The 24128-nt window shown below is 33.6% G+C and carries 16 protein-coding genes; 14 read left to right on the top strand and 2 right to left on the bottom strand.

Annotated features, from left to right (window positions below):
• Positions 1-3 precede the first annotated feature (3 nt).
• The 8 genes from rpsR to HNP35_RS14800 all read left to right on the top strand — a co-directional run bounded on the left by rpsR (position 4) and on the right by HNP35_RS14800 (position 17466).
• Complete coding sequence (gene rpsR, locus HNP35_RS14835; protein ID WP_002987043.1) at positions 4-300, top strand: 30S ribosomal protein S18; 297 nt, start codon at positions 4-6, stop codon at positions 298-300.
• A gap of 68 nt (positions 301-368) precedes the next feature.
• Positions 369-809: a 50S ribosomal protein L9 gene (gene rplI / locus HNP35_RS14830; RefSeq protein ID WP_184163561.1), complete on the top strand. Its 441-nt coding sequence runs from the start codon at positions 369-371 to the stop codon at positions 807-809.
• Positions 810-949: 140 nt separating this feature from the next.
• Entirely contained in the window at positions 950-1423 is a 474-nt protein-coding gene (locus HNP35_RS14825; RefSeq protein ID WP_184163559.1) for a DUF6495 family protein, read from the top strand.
• A 1200-nt stretch (positions 1424-2623) separates the two neighbouring features.
• Complete coding sequence (locus tag HNP35_RS14820) at positions 2624-11617, top strand: gliding motility-associated C-terminal domain-containing protein (RefSeq protein ID WP_184163556.1); 8994 nt, start codon at positions 2624-2626, stop codon at positions 11615-11617.
• A 44-nt stretch (positions 11618-11661) separates the two neighbouring features.
• Positions 11662-12594: a PorP/SprF family type IX secretion system membrane protein gene (locus HNP35_RS14815; RefSeq protein WP_184163553.1), complete on the top strand. Its 933-nt coding sequence runs from the start codon at positions 11662-11664 to the stop codon at positions 12592-12594.
• 11 nt (positions 12595-12605) lie between these two features.
• Positions 12606-14543, top strand: coding sequence for an OmpA family protein (locus HNP35_RS14810; protein ID WP_184163551.1), 1938 nt, complete (start codon positions 12606-12608; stop codon positions 14541-14543).
• A 246-nt stretch (positions 14544-14789) separates the two neighbouring features.
• Positions 14790-16796 (top strand): NAD-dependent DNA ligase LigA, encoded by a 2007-nt coding sequence (ligA, locus tag HNP35_RS14805; RefSeq protein ID WP_184163548.1) that lies wholly within the window; start codon positions 14790-14792, stop codon positions 16794-16796.
• Positions 16783-17466, top strand: a complete 684-nt coding sequence (locus HNP35_RS14800; protein WP_184163545.1) for a lysoplasmalogenase family protein — start codon at positions 16783-16785, stop codon at positions 17464-17466. Before ligA ends, HNP35_RS14800 begins: the two co-directional genes overlap by 14 nt.
• On the opposite strand, the gene HNP35_RS14795 is transcribed toward HNP35_RS14800, so the two are convergent.
• The gene (locus HNP35_RS14795) at positions 17453-18364 is read right to left on the bottom strand and encodes a bifunctional metallophosphatase/5'-nucleotidase (protein WP_184163542.1); all 912 of its coding nucleotides are present in this window, start codon (positions 18362-18364) and stop codon (positions 17453-17455) included. The genes HNP35_RS14800 and HNP35_RS14795 overlap by 14 nt on opposite strands.
• Before the next feature lie 42 nt (positions 18365-18406).
• A complete protein-coding gene (locus HNP35_RS14790) occupies positions 18407-19186 on the bottom strand; it encodes a 5'-nucleotidase C-terminal domain-containing protein (RefSeq protein WP_184163538.1) in 780 nt (259 codons plus the stop codon).
• A 47-nt stretch (positions 19187-19233) separates the two neighbouring features.
• Between HNP35_RS14790 and HNP35_RS14785 the strand changes: the two genes are divergently transcribed.
• From HNP35_RS14785 to HNP35_RS14760, 6 genes are all read left to right on the top strand, one after another.
• Positions 19234-19746, top strand: a complete 513-nt coding sequence (locus HNP35_RS14785; RefSeq protein WP_184163535.1) for a DUF6913 domain-containing protein — start codon at positions 19234-19236, stop codon at positions 19744-19746.
• A 14-nt stretch (positions 19747-19760) separates the two neighbouring features.
• A complete protein-coding gene (dapA, locus tag HNP35_RS14780; protein WP_184163532.1) occupies positions 19761-20642 on the top strand; it encodes a 4-hydroxy-tetrahydrodipicolinate synthase in 882 nt (293 codons plus the stop codon).
• A 136-nt stretch (positions 20643-20778) separates the two neighbouring features.
• The gene (locus tag HNP35_RS14775) at positions 20779-21573 is read left to right on the top strand and encodes an outer membrane protein assembly factor BamD (RefSeq protein ID WP_184163529.1); all 795 of its coding nucleotides are present in this window, start codon (positions 20779-20781) and stop codon (positions 21571-21573) included.
• A 9-nt stretch (positions 21574-21582) separates the two neighbouring features.
• Positions 21583-21900: a DNA-directed RNA polymerase subunit omega gene (locus HNP35_RS14770; protein WP_007807938.1), complete on the top strand. Its 318-nt coding sequence runs from the start codon at positions 21583-21585 to the stop codon at positions 21898-21900.
• Between the two features lie 9 nt (positions 21901-21909).
• Complete coding sequence (gene coaBC / locus HNP35_RS14765; protein ID WP_184163526.1) at positions 21910-23124, top strand: bifunctional phosphopantothenoylcysteine decarboxylase/phosphopantothenate--cysteine ligase CoaBC; 1215 nt, start codon at positions 21910-21912, stop codon at positions 23122-23124.
• A gap of 69 nt (positions 23125-23193) precedes the next feature.
• A complete protein-coding gene (locus tag HNP35_RS14760) occupies positions 23194-24078 on the top strand; it encodes a DUF4835 family protein (protein WP_184163523.1) in 885 nt (294 codons plus the stop codon).
• The last annotated feature ends 50 nt before the right edge of the window (positions 24079-24128 follow it).

Below are 24128 nucleotides of genomic sequence, written 5' to 3'. Positions count from 1 at the left end.
ATTATGTCTACAATTGAGCAATCTGCAAAAGGAAAAAAAGACGGAGATATCAGATATTTAACGCCTTTAAACATTGAAACTAACAAAACTAAAAAGTATTGCCGTTTCAAAAAATCTGGAATCAAATACATCGATTATAAAGATGCTGATTTCTTATTGAAATTCGTTAATGAGCAAGGAAAAATTCTTCCTCGTCGTTTAACTGGAACTTCATTAAAATACCAAAGAAAAGTTTCTGTAGCTGTAAAAAGAGCTCGTCACTTAGCTTTAATGCCATACGTGGCCGATTTATTAAAATAGTATATAAAAATCTAGTCGCTGGTTTCTGTTTAAGCAGAACCTAACTTCTAAAATATAAGGACAACAACATGGAAATTATTTTAAAACAAGACGTACAAAACTTAGGTTTTAAAGATGATGTAGTATCTGTAAAACCAGGTTACGGTCGTAACTTTTTGATTCCTCAAGGATTTGCTACTTTAGCTACTCCTTCTGCTAAAAAAGTTTTAGCTGAAAACTTAAAACAAAGAGCTCACAAAGAAGCTAAAATCGTTGCAGATGCAAAAGCAACTGCTGAGGTTTTAAAAGCTCTTGAAATTAAAATTTCTGCTAAAGCTGGTGGAGAAAAACTTTTTGGTTCTGTTACTAATATCGATATTGCTGAAGCATTAGAGAAATCAGGTAACGCTATCGATAGAAAATTCATCACAAGCGGAATCGTTAAACGTACAGGAAAATACAACGCAAGCATCCGTTTACACAGAGATGTAATCGTTGAATTACCATACGAAATTGTTGCTGAAAAGTAATAGTTTTGGAACTATTTAAGAATCCCGATGAAAATCGGGATTTTTTTTTAGTATTTAGTTAATAATAATTTAGACTTATGGTTGATGGTTTTAAGCATTTTGCTTAAAGCTTACGGCTTAAAGCATAAAGCCAAAATGAAATGAAATACGCAAGATTAACAAAAGAACAATTTGACGAATTGCATGCAGAGTTTGCTAGTTTTCTGGCAACTCAGACAATCGACAAGAAAGAATGGGACGAACTTAAGATCAATAAACCAGAAGTAGCGGAACAAGAACTAGATGTTTTTTCGGATTTGATTTGGGAAGGGGTTTTATCTAGAGCAGAATATTTAGAGCATTTTTCTAAAAATCATATTTTTTTGTTTCATTGTTTTGATACTTATATTCAATCTATAGTTTTGAAATCGCTTTCTCCAGAAACTGATTTTTTAACTAAAGAAGGCTTGCAATGGTTAAGCGATAATATGTTTACGGATAATATAGAGATGAAAGTTGGAAAAAAAGTATTTACTGACGAAAGAAATATTTCCATCTTTGAATTGATTAAACAAGGAGCTTTTTTAAGTGATGGTCAGCTTTTTAATCAAATTAACACCATTTTGGAGTCTTAAATCATAAAATTCTATTTTTGAAAAGGCAAACAATTGAATCGCAATTGTTTGCCTTTTTTTTATTTTTTTAACTTTTGTTTAAACTTTTTTTATTTCTAGAGCAGGTATTTCTACGTATTTATTTTTAATCTTTCAATCTTTTGTTTAAGCCGATTCTTTTGAACATTTCGTCGACTGTTAGGTATATATTACGGATAAAATTCAGGTTGTTTTATTCTTAATTGTAAGAATTTATTTTCTTTTTTGTTTTTTAACATATTTTCGTCGATTTTTTGTTTAAGAAATTGATGACGACTTAATTTTGTTAAAGTGGTTGATTTTTCTGATGTTTTTGAATGCTGGTAAATCCAGAAGTAAGTGTTTTGAGGTAAATTATAAGAATTTTATCCTTGTTTTGTGTTTTTGTTTTTTTTAATTTTAGAATACAAAAGTTAAACAAAGTTTTGGCTTTACTGTTCTGAGAAAAATTGGATGATTTAGAAAATTTCTTTTTAGAAGAAATATACCGTTTCATTTTATATTTCAAAGATTCAAGAAAATCATTAATAACTTAATAAGTCTGTCTATGGAGTTGACAATTACTTTCCTTATCAAATTTACTTTAGTTGTTTGTTTTGCTTTCGTTTTAAATTATATTCTTGACTTAATTTATTATAAGAATAAATTTAACAACACTTCATGTCAAGAATTTTTATCGCAATTTTCATTTGCTAATATTTTGCTGTTTTTTTCATTTCCGCTTCGACGGGTCTGTTAAATGCGGCCAAATTGGCTATATATAGAATTAGCGAATGTTTTATTTTTAAGACTAATCAACTTAAAAAGTAAAGAGTTAATTTCTTTAAAAAAATGTTCGTCTAAAATATTATAAAGAGAATTCCCCAATTCTGCTTAAACTAAAAATTTTCATTATGAAAATTAGACCTACAACAAATCACTCCTCTTGGAAAATTGACTACAATCATTTTTCCTCCAAAAAAATAGAAGATTTTTTGTCTCCACGAGATGAAACTTGTTCTATGGCATATTTTGATATGCCGAATTCAACATAATTTTTTTTCGAAACGGATTTTTAAAAACTTGGTTTTGAGTTTTTAGATTTTGTTTTAACTGTTTGATTTATAATTGATTGTTAATTGCGTAGGCATTTATGCCTATTGCGAGAGGTGTTTTATTGTCCATTTTCTAATCTTCCAAATTATGAAAAAAAAATTTACTTTTTGTAATCTCAAACTTCACAAGAGATTATTAGGGCTTTTAACGTTATTTCTAATATGCGGTAATGCATTTTCACAAACTATTTGTAGACCTACGTCTGAAACAAATAGTCAAGGTGGATTATTGTGTGTTGGATTAAATGTAGATAGTCCTGCCAACGCTTTTGATAGCGCGGGCTTAAGCACTTATGCTACTCTAACTAGCGCTGTTGGAGTTGGTTGTTTTGTTGAGGAAACATTAAATTTAGGTCAAACAGCGAGAGCTGGAGATCAAATTGCTATTTACTTTGGTACCGGCAATGGTCTTCTTGACGTAAGTTTATTGTCAAGTGCTTCAATTCAAACTAAACTTAATGGAACTAATGTAGGTTCAAGCGTGGCTTTAAATAGTCCGCTTTTAAATCTAAATTTGCTAACTGGAAACACAGTTGCAGTGGCAAAATATACCTTAACGGGTGATGCCAATCATATTCAAATTCAAGTTGGTGGACTTGTAAATTTATTAACAGTCCTTCGAGTTTATGATGTTCGCTTAGAATATGCTCAACCAACTGTAACGGGAGGTTTAACACAAACTATTTGTGCTGGATCTACGGCCACATTGACTGCGACACCTGCTGCAGGAACTACTTTAGCATGGTATAGTTCGGCTTCTTCTACAACTCCATTAGCAACTGGAAATACTTTAACAACTCCAGTTTTGACTAATAATACGACATATTATATAGGAATTTCAAGAATAACAGGCTGTGAAGGAAATGTTCGTATGCCTGTTGTTTTAAATGTTTCTAATCCGGTTGCTCCAGCAATTAATAATTCAGGAACTACGGTTTGTTCTACTGGACCAACTCAGCAAACTACTTTATCTGTTTTAAATGCTATACCAGGAACTACTTATTCTTGGTATTCGGTTGCAAGTGGCGGAACTGCATTAGCAACGGGAACAACTTATTCTCCAACAGTACCTTTAGGAACTACTCCATTTTATGTAGAAGCTTCTATAGGAAGCTGTATTAGTCCAACACGTGCGCAAGTTAATGTTGTTTCGACAGCTGTACCGGCTACACCAACTGTATTGACCCAGAGTGTTACAATTCAATCTGGACAAAATGCTACATTAAGTGCAACAACTCCAGAAGTTGGAGCGCAATTAAATTGGTATGATGTACCTACAGGAGGAACAGCAGTTGCAACAAATACGACGACTTTTACAACTCCGATTTTAACGGCAACAAAAACTTATTATGTAGAGGCGCAAAGTCCAAACGGAAGTTGTGTTAGTGCTGCAAGAGTTCCCGTTTTGGTTACAGTTCAGCCAGCGTCTTTGGTTGGCTGTCTTGAGGCAGGAAGTCAGCAGATTGTACAAAATGGTTTATGTCTGTTATGTAGTTCGACTAACCCAAATAATGCTGTTGACGGAAACGCAGCAACGGCTACAAGACTTACTGTTCCAGTTGGTTTAATAAACGGATATGTTCAACAGACGTTACAATTTAATAATCCGGGTAAAGCGGGAGATATTGTTGATGTTGAAATGGAATTACCTGGAGGTATTGCGGATGTCTCTTTATTAGGAGTTGTTAGTTTAGCGACTTATAATGGAGCAACTTACAATAATGATAGAGTTTCGATAAATAATTCGTTAGTTACCTTAAACTTATTAAGCGGTAATCGTTTTAGAGCAAGTGTTACTGCTGGTGCTAATTTTGATCGTGTTGAAATTCGATTGGGAGGTTTAGCAACAGTATTAACCAACTTAGATATTTATCAAGCGACTTATAGATTTAAAGCGCCAACTATTACTGGCAACACCACAATTTGTAGTGGACAAACTACCACTTTAACTGCGGCGCTTGCTGTGGGCGAGACGATAAATTGGTATAGCGCTGCGACGGGTGGAACATCGTTGGCTTCTACAGCAGCATTTACAACTCCAGCTTTAACTGCACCAACAACTTACTATGTGCAAGTTACGAGAAATGGTTGTGTAAATAGTGAAAGAAATCCAGTTCAAATATTAATTACTAATCCAATACAGCCTGTAGTTTCTGCACCACCTGCAATAATTTGTAGCGGACAATCAACAACAATAACTGTTCAAGCGCCAGTTGCGGGAACTGTTTATAATTGGTATGATGCTGCGACAGGCGGGAATCTTGTATTTACAGGTACTTCATTTACTACTCCTGCATTAACAGTTAACACAAATTACTATGTAGAGGCAGCTATTGGCGATTGTACTTCAGCAACACGTACTGCGGTAAATTTAACAGTTAGTCCGATACCAGCTACACCAACTTTTGCATCATCAAATGTTATTATTCAATCTGGACAAACAGTTACATTATCTGTTCAGAATCCAGTTGGAGGAGTTAGATACGATTGGTTCGATGTAGCAACAGGAGGAACTGCAATTGCTACTAACGCAACATCATATACACCTAGTCCAGCTTTAACGGCAAATAAAACATATTATGTTGAAGCAGTTAATGTAGCTACTGGTTGTGCTAATTCAGCAAGAGGTGCAATTACAGTAACAGTAATAGCAAATGCAAGTACTTGTTTACAGGCAGGAACTCAGGCAACTGTACTTAGTTCAGGTGTTGCCTGTGTATTGTGTAGTGTAACAAATGATAATGCTTCAGTTGATGGAGATATCAATACATATTCACATTTAAATATAACAGCTGGAGTTTTAGGAAGTTATATTCAACAAACGCTTATTTTTTCAAATCCTGGACAAACTGGAGATATTATAGATGTTGATTTAGAATTGCCAGGTGGTTTAGCAGATGTAACATTGCTAGGTTCGGTAAGTCTTGCAACTTATAATGGAGCAACTTATAATAATGATAGAACTTCTATTAGCAATAATAGTTTAGTTGGAATTCAGTTATTATCTGGAAATAAGTTTAAAGCTAGCTTTAAAGCTACTGCACCATTTGATCGCGTTGAAGTTAGATTTGGAGCACTTGCTTCTCTATTAACTAATTTATATATCTACCAAGCAGCTTATAGATATCCAGATGCAACAATAACAGGAGCTACAGCACCAATTTGTGTTGGCGGAACTGCTTCATTGACAGCAACAACTACGGGAACAGAAACTTACACTTGGTATGATGCTGCTGTAGGAGGAAACATAGTAGCTGTAAATCCAACTGCTCCTTTAACAGCTTCAACAACTTATTATTTACAAGGAACAAGAGGAGGAACTTGTGAAAACAGTATTCGTCAGGCGGTAACAGTTAATGTATTGCCAATTCCAACTGCGGCTGATATTGTAATTCCAAGTCCAGCTGAAGCTACTTGTGCAGGTGGAGTGGTTTTAAATCCATCAACAGCTATTGCTGGAGCACAATTTAAATATTACACGGATCAAAATAAAACTCAGGAAATTATAACTGGAATTACTGTTGCAACACAACCTGGAGTTACTTTTAGTAAAGATGCTACAACTGGCGCGTTGACAATCTCAGGATTAAGTGCAGCAGGTACTCCTTATAGTTATTTTATTGCGGCTTCAAATGGAGGAACTTGTGAAAATGTAATTGGTGATTTAAAACAAGTTACAGTTAATTTTCCTTCAACTACCGTTTTAACTGTCAATGCTAATCCAGCACCTGGCTGTGGTAGTTTTAATTTAGGAAATGCAATTACGAATTTTGATAATTCAGGAAATACGACTTACACATTTTATGATCCTTCAAATAATGTAATTACTGCTGATGCGGCAGCTAATATTACAACAGGAGGTATTTATTCAATAGAAGCTCAACGTACAGGTGATACTTGTCCAGCTGCTAGACAATCTGTAACAGTTGTTATTAATGCTTTACCAAGTTTAGTAGTAACAAATCCTCAAGAATCTGTAAATGTCGGAACAAATGTAACCTTAACAGCAACTTCGACTGGTACTGTAACTTGGTTTGACCCACAAGGGAATGCTTTGACAGGACCACCTTTTTCAACAGGAATATTAAATACACCTGGTGTTTATACTTATACTGCTGTTGCTAGTGACGGAATTTGCAGTAGAACTGCAACAAAAGTAATCAATGTTATTGACTTAAGTAATTGTCAATCTTTGGCAGAAAGAGTTTATGCAACAGGGCAAACATCTGGGCAAATAATCACGGGAACTGTTACTAACGGAGCAAATGCCGTAGATGGAAATCCACAAACATTCTCAACAATTACTACAGGAGTAGGACTTTTAGGTGTTGGTACAACTTGGCAAAATTTAACTTGGCCAACTAACATCGCTAAAGGTACACCAGTAACAATTAAATTAGGTTCAGAATACAGTTTATTAGCTGTTGGTCAGAATTTATCAGTTATTGGAACTAAAAATGGAGTTGATATTGGAGCAATGCAATCTGTTTCAGGTTCATTATTAAATTTAATTTCAGGAGATAATACTTATGAATTTACTTTTGTTCCTTCAGATGCTTCAGGACCACAAGATTATGATGGAATTAGAATTCAATCTGCGTCAATATTAAGTGTTGCTCAAAATACAAAAGTATTTGATGCTCATTATAATAGACAAGTTACTGCAGTAGCATGTACTCCTGGAGATATTCAGGATATTTTCTACGGAGCAACAGATTTAGGTCTTCCTGTGGGAGCAGTAACAGCTGCCGTTGGGGTAAGTGATGCATGGAATATTGCGGATAATGATGTAACAACTTTTGCGACTATGTATAGTGGAGTTGGGGCTTTAGCAGCAGCTGATTTAACAGTGCAATTTAAAACTCCTTCTGTAGTAAGTGATACTTTAAGAATTGTAATTTCTAAACCAGGAGCACTTTTAGATGTTAACTTACTTACTGGATTTACAATTCAGCGTTACTTAGGTAATGTTGCTGTTGGAGCTCCAATTCAGAATACAAGTACATTATTAAGTATAAGATTATTACCAGGAAACTCTTTAGCTATGGTACTAGTTTCTTCACCAACAGAAATCTACGATAGAGTTAGAATTCGTTTAGGAGGTGTTGCAGGAGTATTAGATTTCTTAAGAGTTCATACTGTAGAAAGAACAGCAAATACAACAGTTATTGGTGCAGATCCACAAAATAAAATAACGGTCTGCCCAGGAAGTACAATTACACTTCAAATACCAGAAGAAGCTTGTTCTACCTATATTTGGTATGATGCGATTACTGGTGGAAATTCATTATCTACAGGTATTTCATATACATTACCAGCTAATTTGCCGGCAGGAATTTATAAATATTACGTACAGCCAGTACGTTATGGCTGTGAAACCTTTGCAAGAGGCGAAGTTACAGTTGAAGTAAAAGCTTCAGCTCCAGTGAATGCTTTAACAGATATTACTTTAAATGGAGGAACATCAACATCTGTTTGTACAGCTTCTGGATCAGTAACTTTAGCAACAAGTTTAAGTGGAACACCATTATTAACTAATCCAGTTTATTCTTGGTATAGTTTTGATGGAACTACAAGTCAGCTTATTGCAGGAGAAACAACATCACAATTAGTAGTAAACGGATTGGCACCTGGAACTTATACTTATTATGTTGGAGTAAGTTCAGATGAATTTTGTTTAACTGCAGCTGCAGATAGAAAACAGATTACATTTACAATTTTACCTCCTTCTACAGCAAATGATATTTTAGTTGATGATGTTACAGTTTGTCATGATTCACCTGCAACATTAACTCCAACCGCACCAACATTAGCAAGCCCTGTATTTACGTGGTATTTAGATGCAAATAAAACACAGCCTATCACTAATGGAGCGGTTATCAACGGTGTTACTTATGCAATAAATGCTGCTGGTCAATTAACGGCAACAGGATTGACTGAGTCAATGAGCCCTATAACTTATTATGTAGCAGTTTCAAGTACTAATACTTGTGAAAATCTTGCAGGAACATTACAAGATGCCGTAATACTAATTAATGATCCAAATACGCCAACAACTACAGATGCGACTCAAGATTTTTGTTTGTCTACGATGCCAACAATTGCGAACATTCAAGTAAATGAAACAAATGTTGTTTGGTATGCTACGCCTACAGGTGGAGCGCAATTGGCTTCTACAACTCCTTTAGTAAATGGAATTTATTATGCTGGAGCGACAGATATTGTGTTTGGATGTGAAAGCAGTGTGAGATTAGCTGTTACCGTAACAGTTACTGATCCAGGAACACCAACATTAGTAACAGCAGGAACACAAAATTTCTGTCTTGAAAATGCACCAACATTTGCAAGTATTCAGACTAATCAGCCTAATATTGTATGGTATACAGCTGCAACAGGTGGAACTCTAATTCCATCTACTACAGCTTTAACCACTGGACAATACTTCGCAGCAATTTCAGATCCAACAACTGGCTGTGAAAGTGCTACAAGATTAACAGTTGATGTCATTGTAAATAATCCAGCTACGCCAACATTGGTAACGGCAGGAACACAAAGCTTCTGTAGAGAAGATGCACCAACATTTGCGAGCATTCAGACTAATGAAACAAATATTGTTTGGTATACAGCTTTAACGGGTGGAACTTTAATTCCATCAACAACAGCCTTGACAACAGGACAATATTTTGCAGCAATTTTAGATCCTGCAACTGGATGTGCTAGCGCAACTAGACTAACAGTTGATGTAATTGTTAATGATCCGGGAACGCCGACATTGGTAACAGCTGGAACACAAAATTTCTGTAAGGAAAATGCACCAACATTTGCAAGTATCCAAACGACTCAAACTAATATTGTTTGGTATACAGCTTTAACAGGCGGAACTCTAATTCCATCAACAACAGCTTTAACTACTGGACAATACTTTGCGGCAATTTCTGATCCAACTACAGGTTGTGAAAGTGCTGCTAGATTAACAGTTGATGTTATTGTAAATGATCCAGGAACGCCAACTCTAGTAACAGCAGGAACACAAAACTTCTGTGTGGTGAACGCGCCGACATTTGCAAGTATTCAGACGAATCAGGCTAATATTGTTTGGTATACTGCTGCAACAGGCGGAACTATGATTCCATCAACAACAGCTTTAACAACAGGACAATATTTTGCAGCAATTTCAGATCCAACAACAGGATGTGAGAGTAGTACTAGATTGACTGTAGATGTATTGGTAACAGATCCAACAACACCTACAACACCTGCAACTGCACAAACTTTTTGTTCAGGAACAAACCCTACAGTTGCTAATATCCAAGTAAATGAGAGTAATGTAATTTGGTTTACAACTCAAACTGGCGGTACTGCTTTGGCTTCTACAACAGCTTTAACAACTGCAACTTACTATGGAGCTATAAAAGATCCAACGACTGGTTGCGAAAGTAGTGTAAGATTACAAGTTGCGGTAACAGTTGGAAATACAATTAATCCAACAACTAATAATGCGAGCCAGACTTTCTGTTCAGCTAATGCACCGACAATTGCTAATATTCAGGTTAACGAAAGTAATGTAACTTGGTACACTTCTGCGACAGGAGGAACGCCAATTGTAGCAGGAACAGCTTTAACTTCTGGAATTTATTTTGGAAATATTGTAGATGCTGCAACAGGTTGTGAAAGTACAACTCGTTTACAAGTTACGGTTACAGTTGTTGATCCAAGCGGAACTCCAACAACTGCTAATGCAACTCAAAATTTCTGTACATTAAATTCTCCAACAGTTGCAAACATTCAAGTAAATGAGGCAAATGTAGTTTGGTACAGAACAGCAACAGGCGGAACTGCACTTCCAGCAACAACAGCTCTTACGACAGGTATCTATTATGGTGCAATTTCTAGCGCAGTTGGTTGTGAAAACCCAGTTCGATTAGCAGTAACGGTAAATGTTAATGCACCAGTTGTCGTAACAGCACCAAGTACAAATCAGACATTCTGTTTAAATTTGGCGCCAACGGTAGCTAATATTGTGGTAAATGAAGCAAATGTAGTTTACTACGCTACTGCAACTGGCGGAACACCATTACCAGCTAACACGCCACTTACAGCAACAACATATTATGCTGCTGCATTAAGTAATACAACAAATGGTTGTGATAACGCACCAAGATTAGCCATTACAGTTTCATTCGAAAATGACGCTGCTTATCAAATTGCAACTACAGATAGTACTCCATGTGTTTTCAAAGGAGTAACTTATTCAATTGCAAATGGAAAATCTAATTATCTATGGACTATTACTGGCGGAACAATTGTTTCGGGTGGTACAACATCAGATGGTTCTGTAACAGTATCTTGGTCAGACATTGGACCTGGAACAGTAACAGTGGCTTATGTAAATACTTGTGATGAAAGAACAATCAAAACTCTAAATGTTAGTGTATCTAGTTGTTCAGATTTAACGATAACAAATACAGTTAATAATCCGACTCCAAATTTTGGTGAGCAAGTAACATTTACTGTAACTGTAAACAATGTTGGTGAAGGTGATTTTATCAATACAGTTGTAAGTAATTTGATTCCTAGTGGTTTAGAATTGGTGAGTTCTTCTACATCTACAGGAACTTACGATCCAACAACACAACTTTGGACAATACCAAGATTAAATGCTGGCGAAAGTGTAACACTAACAATAATTGCTGAGGTATTACCAGGCGGTACTTATACAAGTACAGCAACTGTTGAGACTTCAACTCCTTTAGATGTTGATGCAACAAACAATTCCGCTTCAGTAACATTAGAACCAATTTGTTTAACTGTTTACAATGAGTTTACACCAAACAACGATGGTAAAAATGATCTGTTCAGAATTGATTGTATCGAAACACATCCGAACAACGAATTGAAGGTGTTTAACAGATACGGAGCATTAGTGTACAGTAAAGTGCATTATGAAAATGATTGGGACGGAACAGCAAATGTGTCTGGAGTAGTTAATAGAGGAGATATGTTGCCAACAGGTACTTATTTTTATGTGATAACCATTGGAGATGGAACGGTTAAAAAAGGCTGGTTGTCTATTATGAGATAAGCGACTTCTATTAATCAAATTAATTAAACTAAATAAGTATCGTTATGAAACTATATATAAAATCATTAGAAACGTATTTTATTTTAATATGTTCTTTTATCACGGTTTGCGCAACAGCGCAGCAAGAGCCTCAATATACTCAGTATATGTATAATACAATGTCAGTAAATCCAGCTTATGCTGGGTCTACTGGCGCAACAGAAGCAGCACTTTTGTATCGTTCGCAATGGGTTGGAATTTCCGGAGCACCACAAACGCAATCTTTCTCTATTCATTCTCCACTTAGAAATGAGAACTTGGGATTAGGATTGAGTATTGTAAATGATAAAATTGGGCCTTCAGATGAACTATATTTCGATGGAAATTTTGCTTATTCTGTTCCTTTAGGATACGAAAAAAGGCTTGCTTTTGGTTTAAAAGCGGGAGCAAGAATGTTAAACATAGATTGGTCTAAAGGAAGATATTATGATAATGATGATGTCTTGTTAAATCAGAATATCAACAACCAAATAAAATTAGCAGTTGGAGCCGGAATTTACTATTATACAAATAAATGGTATGTAGGGCTTTCTGTTCCTAGTTTTCTTAAAAATAATTACTATGATGATGTTCAGGAATCTATAGATTATGATCGTATGCATTTTTACTTAATGGGAGGTTACGTTTTCGATTTGAATCCGAATTTGAAATTCAAACCAGCATTTTTAGTAAAAGCAGTAAGTGGAGCACCAATTACGGCAGACATATCAGCAAATTTTATGATTCAAGAAAAGTTTGTTATAGGAGGAGCGTATCGAACAGATGATTCTGTTAGTATACTGGCTGGTTTTCAAATAGCGCCAAGTTTTTTCCTTGGATATTCATTTGATTACACTGTAAGCGAATTGAATAAATACAATGATGGTTCACACGAAATCATCTTACGTTATCAATTTGTTCAAAAACAAAGCAAAATTAAATCTCCTCGATTCTTCTAAAAATAAAACTTATGAGAAAACTATATATCCTATGTTTAATTTTGAGCGTCACGTTTAGTTTCGCTCAAAAAACAAATTTGAAGAAAGCTGATGCTTTGTTTAGAGATTATGCCTACTTAGATGCTTCTAAAGCTTATGAGGAAATTTTGCAAAACATCAAAGATCCTTCAACTCAGACTTTGAAAAATGCTGCAGATTCGTATTATTTTATTTCTGACTCTAGAAATGCTCTTAAATGGTATAGAAAACTGTATGAAGCTCAAGGAAATAATCTGACTGATATTTACTATTTGCGTTATATCCAATCAATGAAAGCTGTTATGGATTATGACGAAGCAGATAAAATCACGAAAGAGTATCTGGATAAAAAAGGAGATAAAGCAGAAATTAAACGATATGTTGATCAAAAAAAATATATGGACAGCGTATCGAAAACAAAACCGCTTTATACCATTAAAAATTTAGATATTAATACAAGTAAATCAGATTTTGGAGCTACTTTCTTTAAAGATAATGTCGTATTTACATCGGCTCGTGATACAACTAAGTTTAGCGAAAAACTATATACTTGGAATAATCAGCCTTTTCTAAATTTATATGTTGCAGAAAGAAACCCCGCTGATGGAAGTTTGTTTAACGAAACGGTTTTCTTGCCAAACGTAATGACGAAATATCATGAAGCTACGGCAAGTTTTGATAGTCAGGGAAAAACCATTTATTATTCGACCAATATTGTGAAGAAAAATAAACTGGTTATTGATGAAGCAAGAATCAATAATTTTCAGATTATCAAAGGGTCAATTGTAGACAATAAACTAGAAAATCCGCAAAAAGTATTTTTTGATAGCGATGAATATTCGGTTGGACATCCTGCATTAAGTGAAGATGGACAATGGTTGTTTTTTGCATCAGATATGCCAGGCGGTTATGGAGAAACTGATTTATATGTGGTAAAAATTGCTGGAGACGGAACAATGAGTACGCCAGCTAATTTAGGCCCGACAATTAATACAATTGGTAATGAAGTCTTTCCATTTTTCCAAAACGGAGTTTTGTACTTTTCTTCTGATGGACATTATGGTTACGGAGATCTTGATGTTTATGAAAGTAAATTTTTATCTGATGGAAATTTTACAACTCCAAGAAATTTAGGTGCACCGGTTAACAGCAATAAAGATGATTTCTCTTTTATAATTGACAAAGCGGGTACCAATGGTTATTTATCTTCTAATAGAGCTGGAGGAAAAGGCGATGATGATATTTATTCTTTCGTAAAAGGAAAACCAATCTGTAACCAAAGTATTTCAGGAATGGCAATAGACCATAAAAGCAAGAAACCATTGGCAGATGTAACCATTGTGGCATACAATTCTTTTAGTGAGATTTTAGGAGAAACTACAACTAATTTCGAAGGAAAATATGCTATAGAAGTTCCTTGCAATAAAGTGGTTAAAATGATTGCTGCTAAACCAAATTACAGTAGCGATGACAGAATGGTAGAAACGACGGGCAATAATGGTGGCGAAATCAAAGATGTAAACTTTGAATTGAGTAACTATGACGATCTAGTTGTGAAGAAAAAAGGAGTCGAAAAAGTCGATGTAAACCCAATTTACTTTGACTACGATAAATTCGATATTACACCAAAAGCGATAGAAGAGTTGTCTAAAGTAGTTTTCATTATGCAGAAATTTCCAAAAATCGTTATTAAAATTGAATCGCATACAGATTCACGCGGAAAAGATGCTTACAACCTGAAACTTTCAGACAATAGAGCAAAATCAACAAGAGATTATATTCTTTCGCAAGGTATAGATCCTTCTCGAATTGAAAGCGCAATTGGTTACGGCGAAACTCGCTTGATTAATAAATGTAAAAATGGTGTAAAATGTACAGAAGAGGAACACCTTTTAAATAGACGTTCCGATTTTATCATTATTCAAAAATAGTCCTATATTTGCGTTGTAAATCTTTGATTATCAATGAAAAATATAGAACGTCGAAACCATTTGGAAGTTGGTTTTATTAATTCTTTTTTAAGAATAATGGACAAGGAGAAAATCAGACTGCATGAATTTGCAGTCTGATTTTTGATTTTTTAAAACTTTCATTTTTTATGCTTTTGAACAAAAATAAATTCTAATTTTGATATAAAGTTTTTCACATTTATAATCTGCAATATTTTAGAATTTTTTATGAGCATTCAAGAGACCATTCAAAACCTTAGAAATGAACTTAATCAACATAATTACAATTATTATGTGTTAGATAATGCTACAATTTCAGACTATGATTTTGATATAAAACTGAAAGAACTTCAAGATTTAGAAAACAAACATCCAGAATTTTTTGATGAGAATTCGCCAACGCAAAGAGTTGGTGGGGCAATTACTAAAAATTTTAGAACAATCGCGCATCAATATAGAATGTATTCTTTAGACAATTCATATTCTAAAGAAGACCTTTTAGATTGGGAAAATCGTATTCAAAAAGTATTAGGAAATGTTAGTTTGCAATATACTTGCGAATTAAAATATGATGGTGCTTCTATTAGCATTAGTTACGAAAACGGAAAATTAGTTCAAGCGTTGACTCGTGGAGACGGTTTTCAAGGAGATGAGGTAACAAACAATATTAAAACGATAAAATCTATTCCTTTACATTTAAAAGGAAATTATCCAGATAAATTTGATATCCGTGGCGAAATCATTCTTCCATTTGCCGGATTCGAAAAAATGAATCAGGAATTAATTGAAATTGGTGAAACTCCATATTCAAATCCTAGAAATACAGCTTCAGGAAGTTTAAAACTACAAGATAGTGCTGAGGTTGCCAAAAGACCTTTAGAATGTTTATTGTATTTTGTTACAGGAAATAATCTGCCTTTTTCTTCACAATTTGAAGGTTTAGAATCGGCTAGAAACTGGGGATTCAAAGTACCTAAAGAAGCAAAATTAGTCAATAACATGCACGAAGTTTTTGACTTTATCGATTACTGGGACGTTCACCGTCATAATCTGCCTTACGAAACAGATGGAGTTGTTATCAAAGTAAACAGTATTCAGCATCAAGAAGAATTAGGTTATACGGCAAAATCGCCTCGTTGGGCAATTGCTTATAAATTTAAATCTGAACAAGTTTCAACAAAATTAAAATCAATTTCTTATCAAGTTGGAAGAACGGGCGCTATAACTCCAGTTGCAAATTTAGAACCTGTACAGCTTGCTGGAACTATTGTAAAAAGAGCTTCACTTCATAATGCAGATCAAATTGAAAAACTAGATATCAGAATAAATGATACCGTTTTTGTTGAAAAAGGTGGAGAAATTATTCCAAAAATTATCGCAGTAGATTTAGATAAACGTCCAGAAAATTCAGAACCGACACAATACATTACGCATTGCCCAGAATGCCAGACAGAATTAGTTAGAAATGAAGGCGAAGCAAATCATTATTGCCCAAATTTCTATGGATGTCCTCCGCAAATTATAGGAAGAGTGCAACATTATATCTCAAGAAAAGCAATGGATATTGAAGGACTTGGAGGAGAAACTGTCGCTTTACTTTTCAAAAATAATTTGGTTCATAATTATGCCGATCTTTATGAATTGAAAGTAGAAGACATTCTGCATTTAGAAAGAATGGCTCAGAAATCTGCAGAAAACTTGGTAAATGGAGTTCAGAAATCAAAAGAGATTCCGTTTGAAAGTGTTTTGTTTGCGCTTGGAATTCGTTTTGTTGGCGAAACTGTAGCTAAAAAATTAGCTAAACATTATAAAAATATTGATGCTTTAAGCAAAGCTTCTTTAATGGATTTAATTTTGGTTGATGAAATTGGTGAAAGAATTGCAAAAAGTGTCATTGAATTCTTTGAAAACGAAGAAAATCAGAAGATTATTGAACGTTTAAAAAGCTACGGAATACAATTTGAAATTGAAGAAAAGATAAATCCAAACGCTACAGAAAAATTCGTTGGAAAAACATTTGTAGTTTCAGGAGTCTTTAGTCAATTTTCAAGAGATGAATTGAAGAAAACCATTGAAGACAATGGAGGTAAAGTGGGAAGCTCTATTTCTGCAAAAACAGATTTTGTTGTTGCAGGAGATAATATGGGACCAGCTAAGTTAGAAAAGGCTACTAAGCTTAATATTCCAATATTGTCGGAAGAAGATTTTATAACCAAATTAAATGAAACCGAATAAGCCGTCATTAATTCTGTTTTTTTTGGCTTTGCTGTGTACCATTATTTTCGATTGGACACAGCAAGATGTTTTTGCGACGTATGCCAAAGCCATTATTCTTCCGGCTATTTTTATTTATTTTTTAATAAGCAGCGAATTCGAGATTAGAAAAACAGAAGGAGCTATTTTCTTCTTTTGTTTTGTTGGGCAAGTTTTTGATTTAATGGATATTGAATTGGGAGGTGTTATTAGTTTCCTTATTGTTTACACCTTAATTGTATTGATATTTATTAGGGAACACGAAAGAATACAGTTAACAAGAAGAGATGTGCTGCCAATTTCGATTGTGGTAGTTTTTATTGTCTATTTACTTATTTCTGTTTTAAGTATAAAATTGGACAGTTTGGACAGATTTAATTTTATCTATATTTTTTATGGAATTATACTAAGTATAATGAGTTATTTCTGTTTTGTAAGTTACATCACAAAAGGGACACATATTACTTTATTAATGTCCCTAATGGCTGTAAGTTATATCTTCTCAGATATATTTTATATTTTCAATGAATATTTCTCGTATTCTGTTGTTTTAGTTTTAATACGCGATGTAACTCAAGTTCTAGCTTATTATTTTATGGTAGAATATTTTTTAGAAAAGGCTAGAATTCAAAACAGACCTATACAACAATAGAGGCGCTTTGGTTGGTATGAACTTTGTTTTTATCGAAATAAAAGTCAATTCTGCCTAAATTAATTCCGTAACAACCTACTTGATTAACTAAGACATCTTTTCCAGCTTTGTTTTTTACAATAGTTGGTTTGTCTAGAAAAGTATGCGTGTGCCCGCCAATAATTAAATCGATATCTTGGGTTTGTGCGGCAAATTTCAAATCTGAAATTTTTGAAGCATCATCTTTATAATTGTATCCAATGTGAGAAAGGCAAATCACCAAATCACATTTTTGCTCCTGTTTTAAGAGCTTCGTCATATCTTGAGCCACTTCAACAGGATCGTTGTAAACAGTCTCCAAATACATTTTTTTGTCTACTAAACCAGCTAATTCAATTCCAACACCAAAAACACCAACTTTAATTCCATTTTTGTTAAAGATTTTATATGGCTTTACTTGCCCGTCCATAACTGTATTTTTGAAATCATAGTTAGAATTGATAAAATCAAAAGTAGCGTGAGGAAGTTGTGCGTATAATCCGTCTAGACCATTATCAAAATCATGATTCCCAATTGTTGAAGCATCATATTTCATCATGCTCATTAATTTGAACTCCAATTCACCTCCATAATAATTAAAATAAGGAGTTCCTTGAAAAATATCACCTGCGTCTAGCAAAAGTAAATTTGGATTTTCTTTTCGAATAGATTCAATTAATGCCGCACGACGAGACACACCGCCTTTATTAGGATTACGTGGATCATCAGCAGGAAAAGGATCGATATGGCTATGCACATCATTAGTATGTAAAACAGTTAAATGTTTTATATCGTTAGTTTCAAAACTGCTCAAAGACAATCCTAAACTTAGTAGGGCAGTACTTGCTGCTGTTTTTTCGATAAACTCTCTTCTTTTCATTTTATATTTTTTTAGCTAAATGCTTCTTGTTTTGTGTAATTTTTATTCTTCAGTAATTCTGATATTTTTCGGAGCAACAACAGTGTCTACTTCTTTAAAATAATCAATCAATACATTTCTAAGCTTGTAGTTTAGATCGAATTTCTCAGTGCTTTTTGCGAAGAAAGTCATGCTATCGCCACCATTCGCTAAATAATCATTAGTGGCAACATAATAAGTTTTATTTAGATCAAGCGGTTTTCCTTGTATCTGAATATTTTTTGCTGTGTTCTGTTTTGTAATATTAAAAGTCATTCCTGACAAAGGTTGAGGTTTTTTCTCCTTTATTATATAAGCAGCGATATCTTGAATTTGCTCACCTTTTAGAGCTAACACAACAAGATTATTTTCAAAAGGCATAATTTCAAAAGCAGTTCTTGTTGTTACATTGCCTTTAGGAAGAATAGCACGAATACCGCCATGATTTAAAAGGCACAAATCAATTTCTTTTTTTTCACGTTCTTTAAAAACAATATTTCCTCTTTCAATACAAACATCAGCTAATAAACTGCCAATGCTAGTTTGCCATTTTCCTGTGCTTTTGTCTAATGTTTCAGGACAATAAGCTAAAACATTATCCAAATCTTGGTTAATATGATCTCGATAAGGTTTTATAAAGTTTTCAATTTCAGGTGTTTCTGAGGCTTTTTCTGTAACAGGGAGCTGTTTGCCTTCAATTTTAGTTAAATTGTAATTTTTCGTTCCACAAGAAGAGATTGAAAAAAGTGTTAAGAATATAACAAAAAGTTTTAAAAATCCGTTATACTTTTTTAGTTTTACCATTTTAAATGCAACTTAAATAATTAATTTTGTAATCTGGTAAAAGTACTATGTTTTTGAATTATATAAAGGAGTTTTTTGTAAAAAAATCATTAAAAAATAACTTGAGTAACGATAATAACAAAGTTTTTGCTGGAAATGTTCAAACAATTGGTTTATTGATAGATGAAAGTAATTTTGAAGATTCAGAATCTTTAATAAAAGAATTAACCCTTCACGGAATTGCTTTAGAAAACATAAAAGTTATTGCTTACGAAGCTAAATTCAAGGAAAAAGCGATTTATTTACGACCTACTTTTGGTAAAAAACACATCAATTGGAGAGGAGAAATAGAAGAAGATTTTTTAAATGAATTTACAAAATTAGAATTTGATCTTTTATTGAGTTATTATGATGTTGAAAATGTCTTTTTAATGATGATAACAAAAAAATCAAGAGCTAAATTTAAAGTCGGCTTTTCTAGTGTAGATAGCAGATTAAACCGTTTGATGATTAATACAGAATTACAGAACTATAAACTATTCGTTTCAGAATTGTTTAGGTATTTAAAAAATATAAAATAAATTATAATTAAAATATGCAATCATTAATAGGAACTGGTGTTGCTTTGGTAACTCCATTTAAAAAAGATTTTTCAGTTGACATTGAAGCTTTACATCGAATTGTAAACTTTTCTATAGATGGAGGAGTGGAGTATCTTGTTGTTATGGGAACAACTGCGGAAAACGCAACCTTAACGGCAGAGGAGAAAGAATTGGTTATAAAGACTGTAATCGATGTGAATAAAGGAAGATTGCCTCTAGTTTTAGGAGTTGGAGGAAATAATACTATGCAGATTGTTGAAGAATTAAAAACAAGAGATTTTTCTGCTTTTGAAGCAATTTTATCTGTTTCACCATATTATAATAAACCAACGCAAGAAGGAATTTATCAGCATTTTAAAGCTATTGCTGAAGCTTCTCCGATTCCAGTAATCTTATATAATGTGCCAGGAAGAACATCTAGTAATATGCTTCCATCTACAGTGGTGCGTTTGGCTAATGATTTTGAAAATGTTGTAGCAATAAAAGAAGCCGCAGGAGATATGGCTCAGGCGATGCAGATTATTAAAAATGCGCCAAAAGATTTTCTTGTAATTTCTGGAGATGATATGCTGGCGCTTCCAATCGTTTTGGCGGGTGGAGCTGGCGTTATTTCTGTAATCGGGCAAGGTTTTCCAAAAGAATTTTCAGAAATGATTCGTTTAGGATTGAATAAAAAAGTTGCCGATGCATTCAAAACGCATTACTTTTTATCTGACAGTATCGATATGATTTTTGAGCAAGGAAATCCTGCTGGAATCAAACAAATCTTCCAAGCGCTTGGTATTGCTGATAATACCGTTCGTCTTCCATTAGTTTCTGTTGATGAATCTTTAGCAGAAAGGCTAAATGTTTTTGTAAAAAATAGCATTAAATAATTGTTAAAGTGTTAGCATTTTAAGATACTAAAAAATTATTTTGCAGTCGCTAAATTATTAACTAAATTTGCCACCGATTCTTCGGTGTAGTTTTGCTTTGGCATAATTGTCTGAAATCATAATATATTGTAAGAAAATGAAAAAAATAGTATCGCTATTGCTTGTTGTAACTCTTTTTTGTTCTTGTGGAGAATATCAAAAAGCGTTGAAAAATGAAGATGTTGCAGCAAAATTTGAAATGGCAACAAAAATGTATGATGCTGGTAAATATAACAAAGCGATTCGTCTTTTTGAGCAATTAGCCACATCTTACAGAGGTAAACCTCAGGCAGAAAAGCTATTTTATATGTTTTCACAATCTTACTATAAAACGAAACAGTATTATTTAGCAGGTTATCAGTTTGAAGCTTTTGTTTCTGGATATCCACGAAGTGAAAAAGTGCAGGAAGCAGCTTTCTTAGGAGCTTATAGCTATTCAAAATTAGCGCCTGTTTACAGTTTAGATCAAGCGGATACGGTAAAAGCGTTAGATAAATTGCAAGCTTTTATTGATAATTATCCAAATTCAGAATATATCGCTCAGGCAAACGAAACTGTGCAAAAACTGAATGGAAAATTGGAGAAAAAAGCATACGAAAATGCTAAAGGTTATAATACAATTTCAGATTATAAATCAGCTCTAATTGCTTTTGATAATTTTATCGCTGATTTTCCTGGAACACCATTTAAAGAAGATGCCTTGTTTTATAAATATGATTCGGCATATCAATTGGCAATTAATAGTGTTCCTTCAAAAATGGAAGAACGTTTAAATGTTGCTAAAGTAGCTTATAATAACTTGATTAAGTTTAAAAGCGATACAAAATACAAAGTTAAAGCAGACGAAATGTATGCTAGAGTTGAAACAGATTTACAAAAATTTACTAAATAAAATAAAGTCATGGATTTAAAAAAGACGAATGCTCCTGTTAATACAATAACTTACAATAAAACAGTTATTGAAGAGCCAACAGGAAATGTGTATGAGGCAATTACCATTATGGCTAAAAGAGCAAATCAAATTAATTCTGAGATTAAAAAAGAATTGACTGAAAAATTAGAAGAGTTTGCTACTTACAATGATAGTCTAGAGGAAGTTTTTGAAAATAAAGAGCAAATCGAAGTTTCTAAATTTTACGAAAAATTACCAAAACCACACGCTTTAGCTGTTCAAGAATGGTTAGACGGAAAAACTTACCACAGAGGTTCAAACAAATAATATAGTACAATGTCAGTTTTAAAAGGGAAGAAAATTTTACTGGGTGTTTCCGGTGGAATTGCAGCCTATAAAACAGCCTCATTAGTACGACTTTTTATAAAAGCAGGTGCACATGTCCAAGTGATCATGACACCTGCTTCTAAGGATTTTGTAACCCCACTTACGTTATCTACCTTATCTAAAAATCCAGTACATTCAAGTTTCTTTAATCAAGACGATGAAGGTGAAGTTTGGAACAATCATGTTGAATTAGGTCTTTGGGCTGATTTAATGCTGATTGCTCCTGCAACTGCCAATACATTGTCTAAAATGGCTACAGGAAACTGCGATAATCTTTTAATTGCGGCTTATTTATCAGCTAAATGTCCAGTCTATTTTGCACCGGCAATGGATTTGGATATGTATAAACATCCTTCTACTTTATCTAGTTTTGCTGCTCTGAAACAATTTGGAAACGTAATGATTCCTGCTGAAAGCGGAGAATTGGCAAGCGGTCTTTCAGGTGAAGGAAGAATGGCTGAACCAGAAAATATAGTTGCTTTTTTAGAAGCTGATTTAGAAAGTAAATTGCCTTTAAAAGGAAAAAAAATACTAGTTACTGCAGGTCCAACATACGAAGCAATAGATCCTGTACGTTTTATAGGAAATCATTCTTCTGGTAAAATGGGGTTTGATATAGCAAATGAAGCGGCAAGCCTAGGTGCAGAAGTTTTTCTAATTGCAGGACCGACACATTATAAAGCAAAAAATGCTTTAGTAAAAGTGATAGATGTAGTTTCGGCGCAAGAAATGTACAATGCTTGTCATTTGTATTTTAATGATGTTGATGCAGCAATTGCGGCGGCGGCTGTGGCAGATTATAAACCCAAATTTGTTGCAGATCAGAAGATTAAGAAAAATGATGCTGAATTTTCGATTGAGCTAGAAAAGACCAAAGACATATTGTCATCTTTAGGTGCGATCAAGAAAAACCAGTTTTTAATCGGATTTGCATTGGAAACTGAAAATGAAATTGAAAATGCTAAGTTGAAAATTCAGAAAAAAAACTTAGATTTGATTGTTTTAAATTCCTTACAAGACAAAGGTGCCGGTTTTAAAAAAGAAACCAATAAAGTGACTTTTATTGATAAAAATTTTGAAATCGAACCAATGGAATTAAAATCAAAAGAATCTGTTGCGGCTGATATTTTGAATAAAGTTAAAGAGCATTTTTCAAAAGAATAAATTTAGAATATACGCCGAGGACACTAAATCGAAATGATTTGTGTTTTAAAATTAAATCTTTAGATGATTATGAATAAGATAGTTACGCTATTAGTGTTTTTAAGCTTTGGTTTTGTACAAGCTCAACAGCTTAATTGTACAGTAACTATTAATACAGAAAGGCTTACTAATCCAAATAATCAGGTTTTTAAAACGCTTCAAACTTCGCTGTCGGAGTTTGTAAATAAAACAGACTGGACAGGCTCAGCTTTAAAACAAAATGAAAGAATAAACTGTTCGATGTACATTACTTTGTCATCTAATAGCTCAGATCAATTTACAGGAACTATTCAAGTTCAATCTTCTAGGTTGATTTTTAATTCTACTTATTCTTCTCCGATTTTAAATTATAATGACAAAGATTTTAATTTCAGATATACAGAATACGAACCGTTGCTGTTTAATCCGACGACCTACGATTCAAATTTAGTTTCTGTAATTTCTTTTTACTGCTACATGATTTTAGGTATGGATGCTGATAGTTTTCAAATGGGAGCAGGAAATCCATATTTTCAAACAGCACAAAGTATTGCTAATGTTGCACAGCAAGGCGGATTCAAAGGTTGGAGCCAAGCCGATGGACTTCAGAATCGTTATTTCTTAATAAACGATATGATTGCGCCAACATATAGTGATTTACGTCAGACTATGTATGCGTATCATACTGGTTTAGATGGAATGACTTTGGATTTAAAAGCTTCAAAAGAAAAAATTAAATCTTCGTTGATGCTTATTGGAAAGTTGAATTCAGTTAAGCCAAACGCTTTTATCACGAGAGTTTTTTTTGATGCCAAATCTGATGAAATTGTTTCAATTTTTTCAGGAGGTCCAAGCATTACTATTACCGATTTAACGGATGTTTTGAATAAAGTTTCGCCTTTAAATTCGACAAAATGGTCTCAGATTAAGTATTAATTCTGTTTTCATTTTTTATAAATCTTCACTAAATTTCATTTTACAAAACT

It is taken from the genome of Flavobacterium notoginsengisoli (assembly GCF_014207905.1).
Classification (GTDB): domain Bacteria; phylum Bacteroidota; class Bacteroidia; order Flavobacteriales; family Flavobacteriaceae; genus Flavobacterium; species Flavobacterium notoginsengisoli_A.
This window is presented reverse-complemented; position numbering and strand designations above follow the sequence as displayed.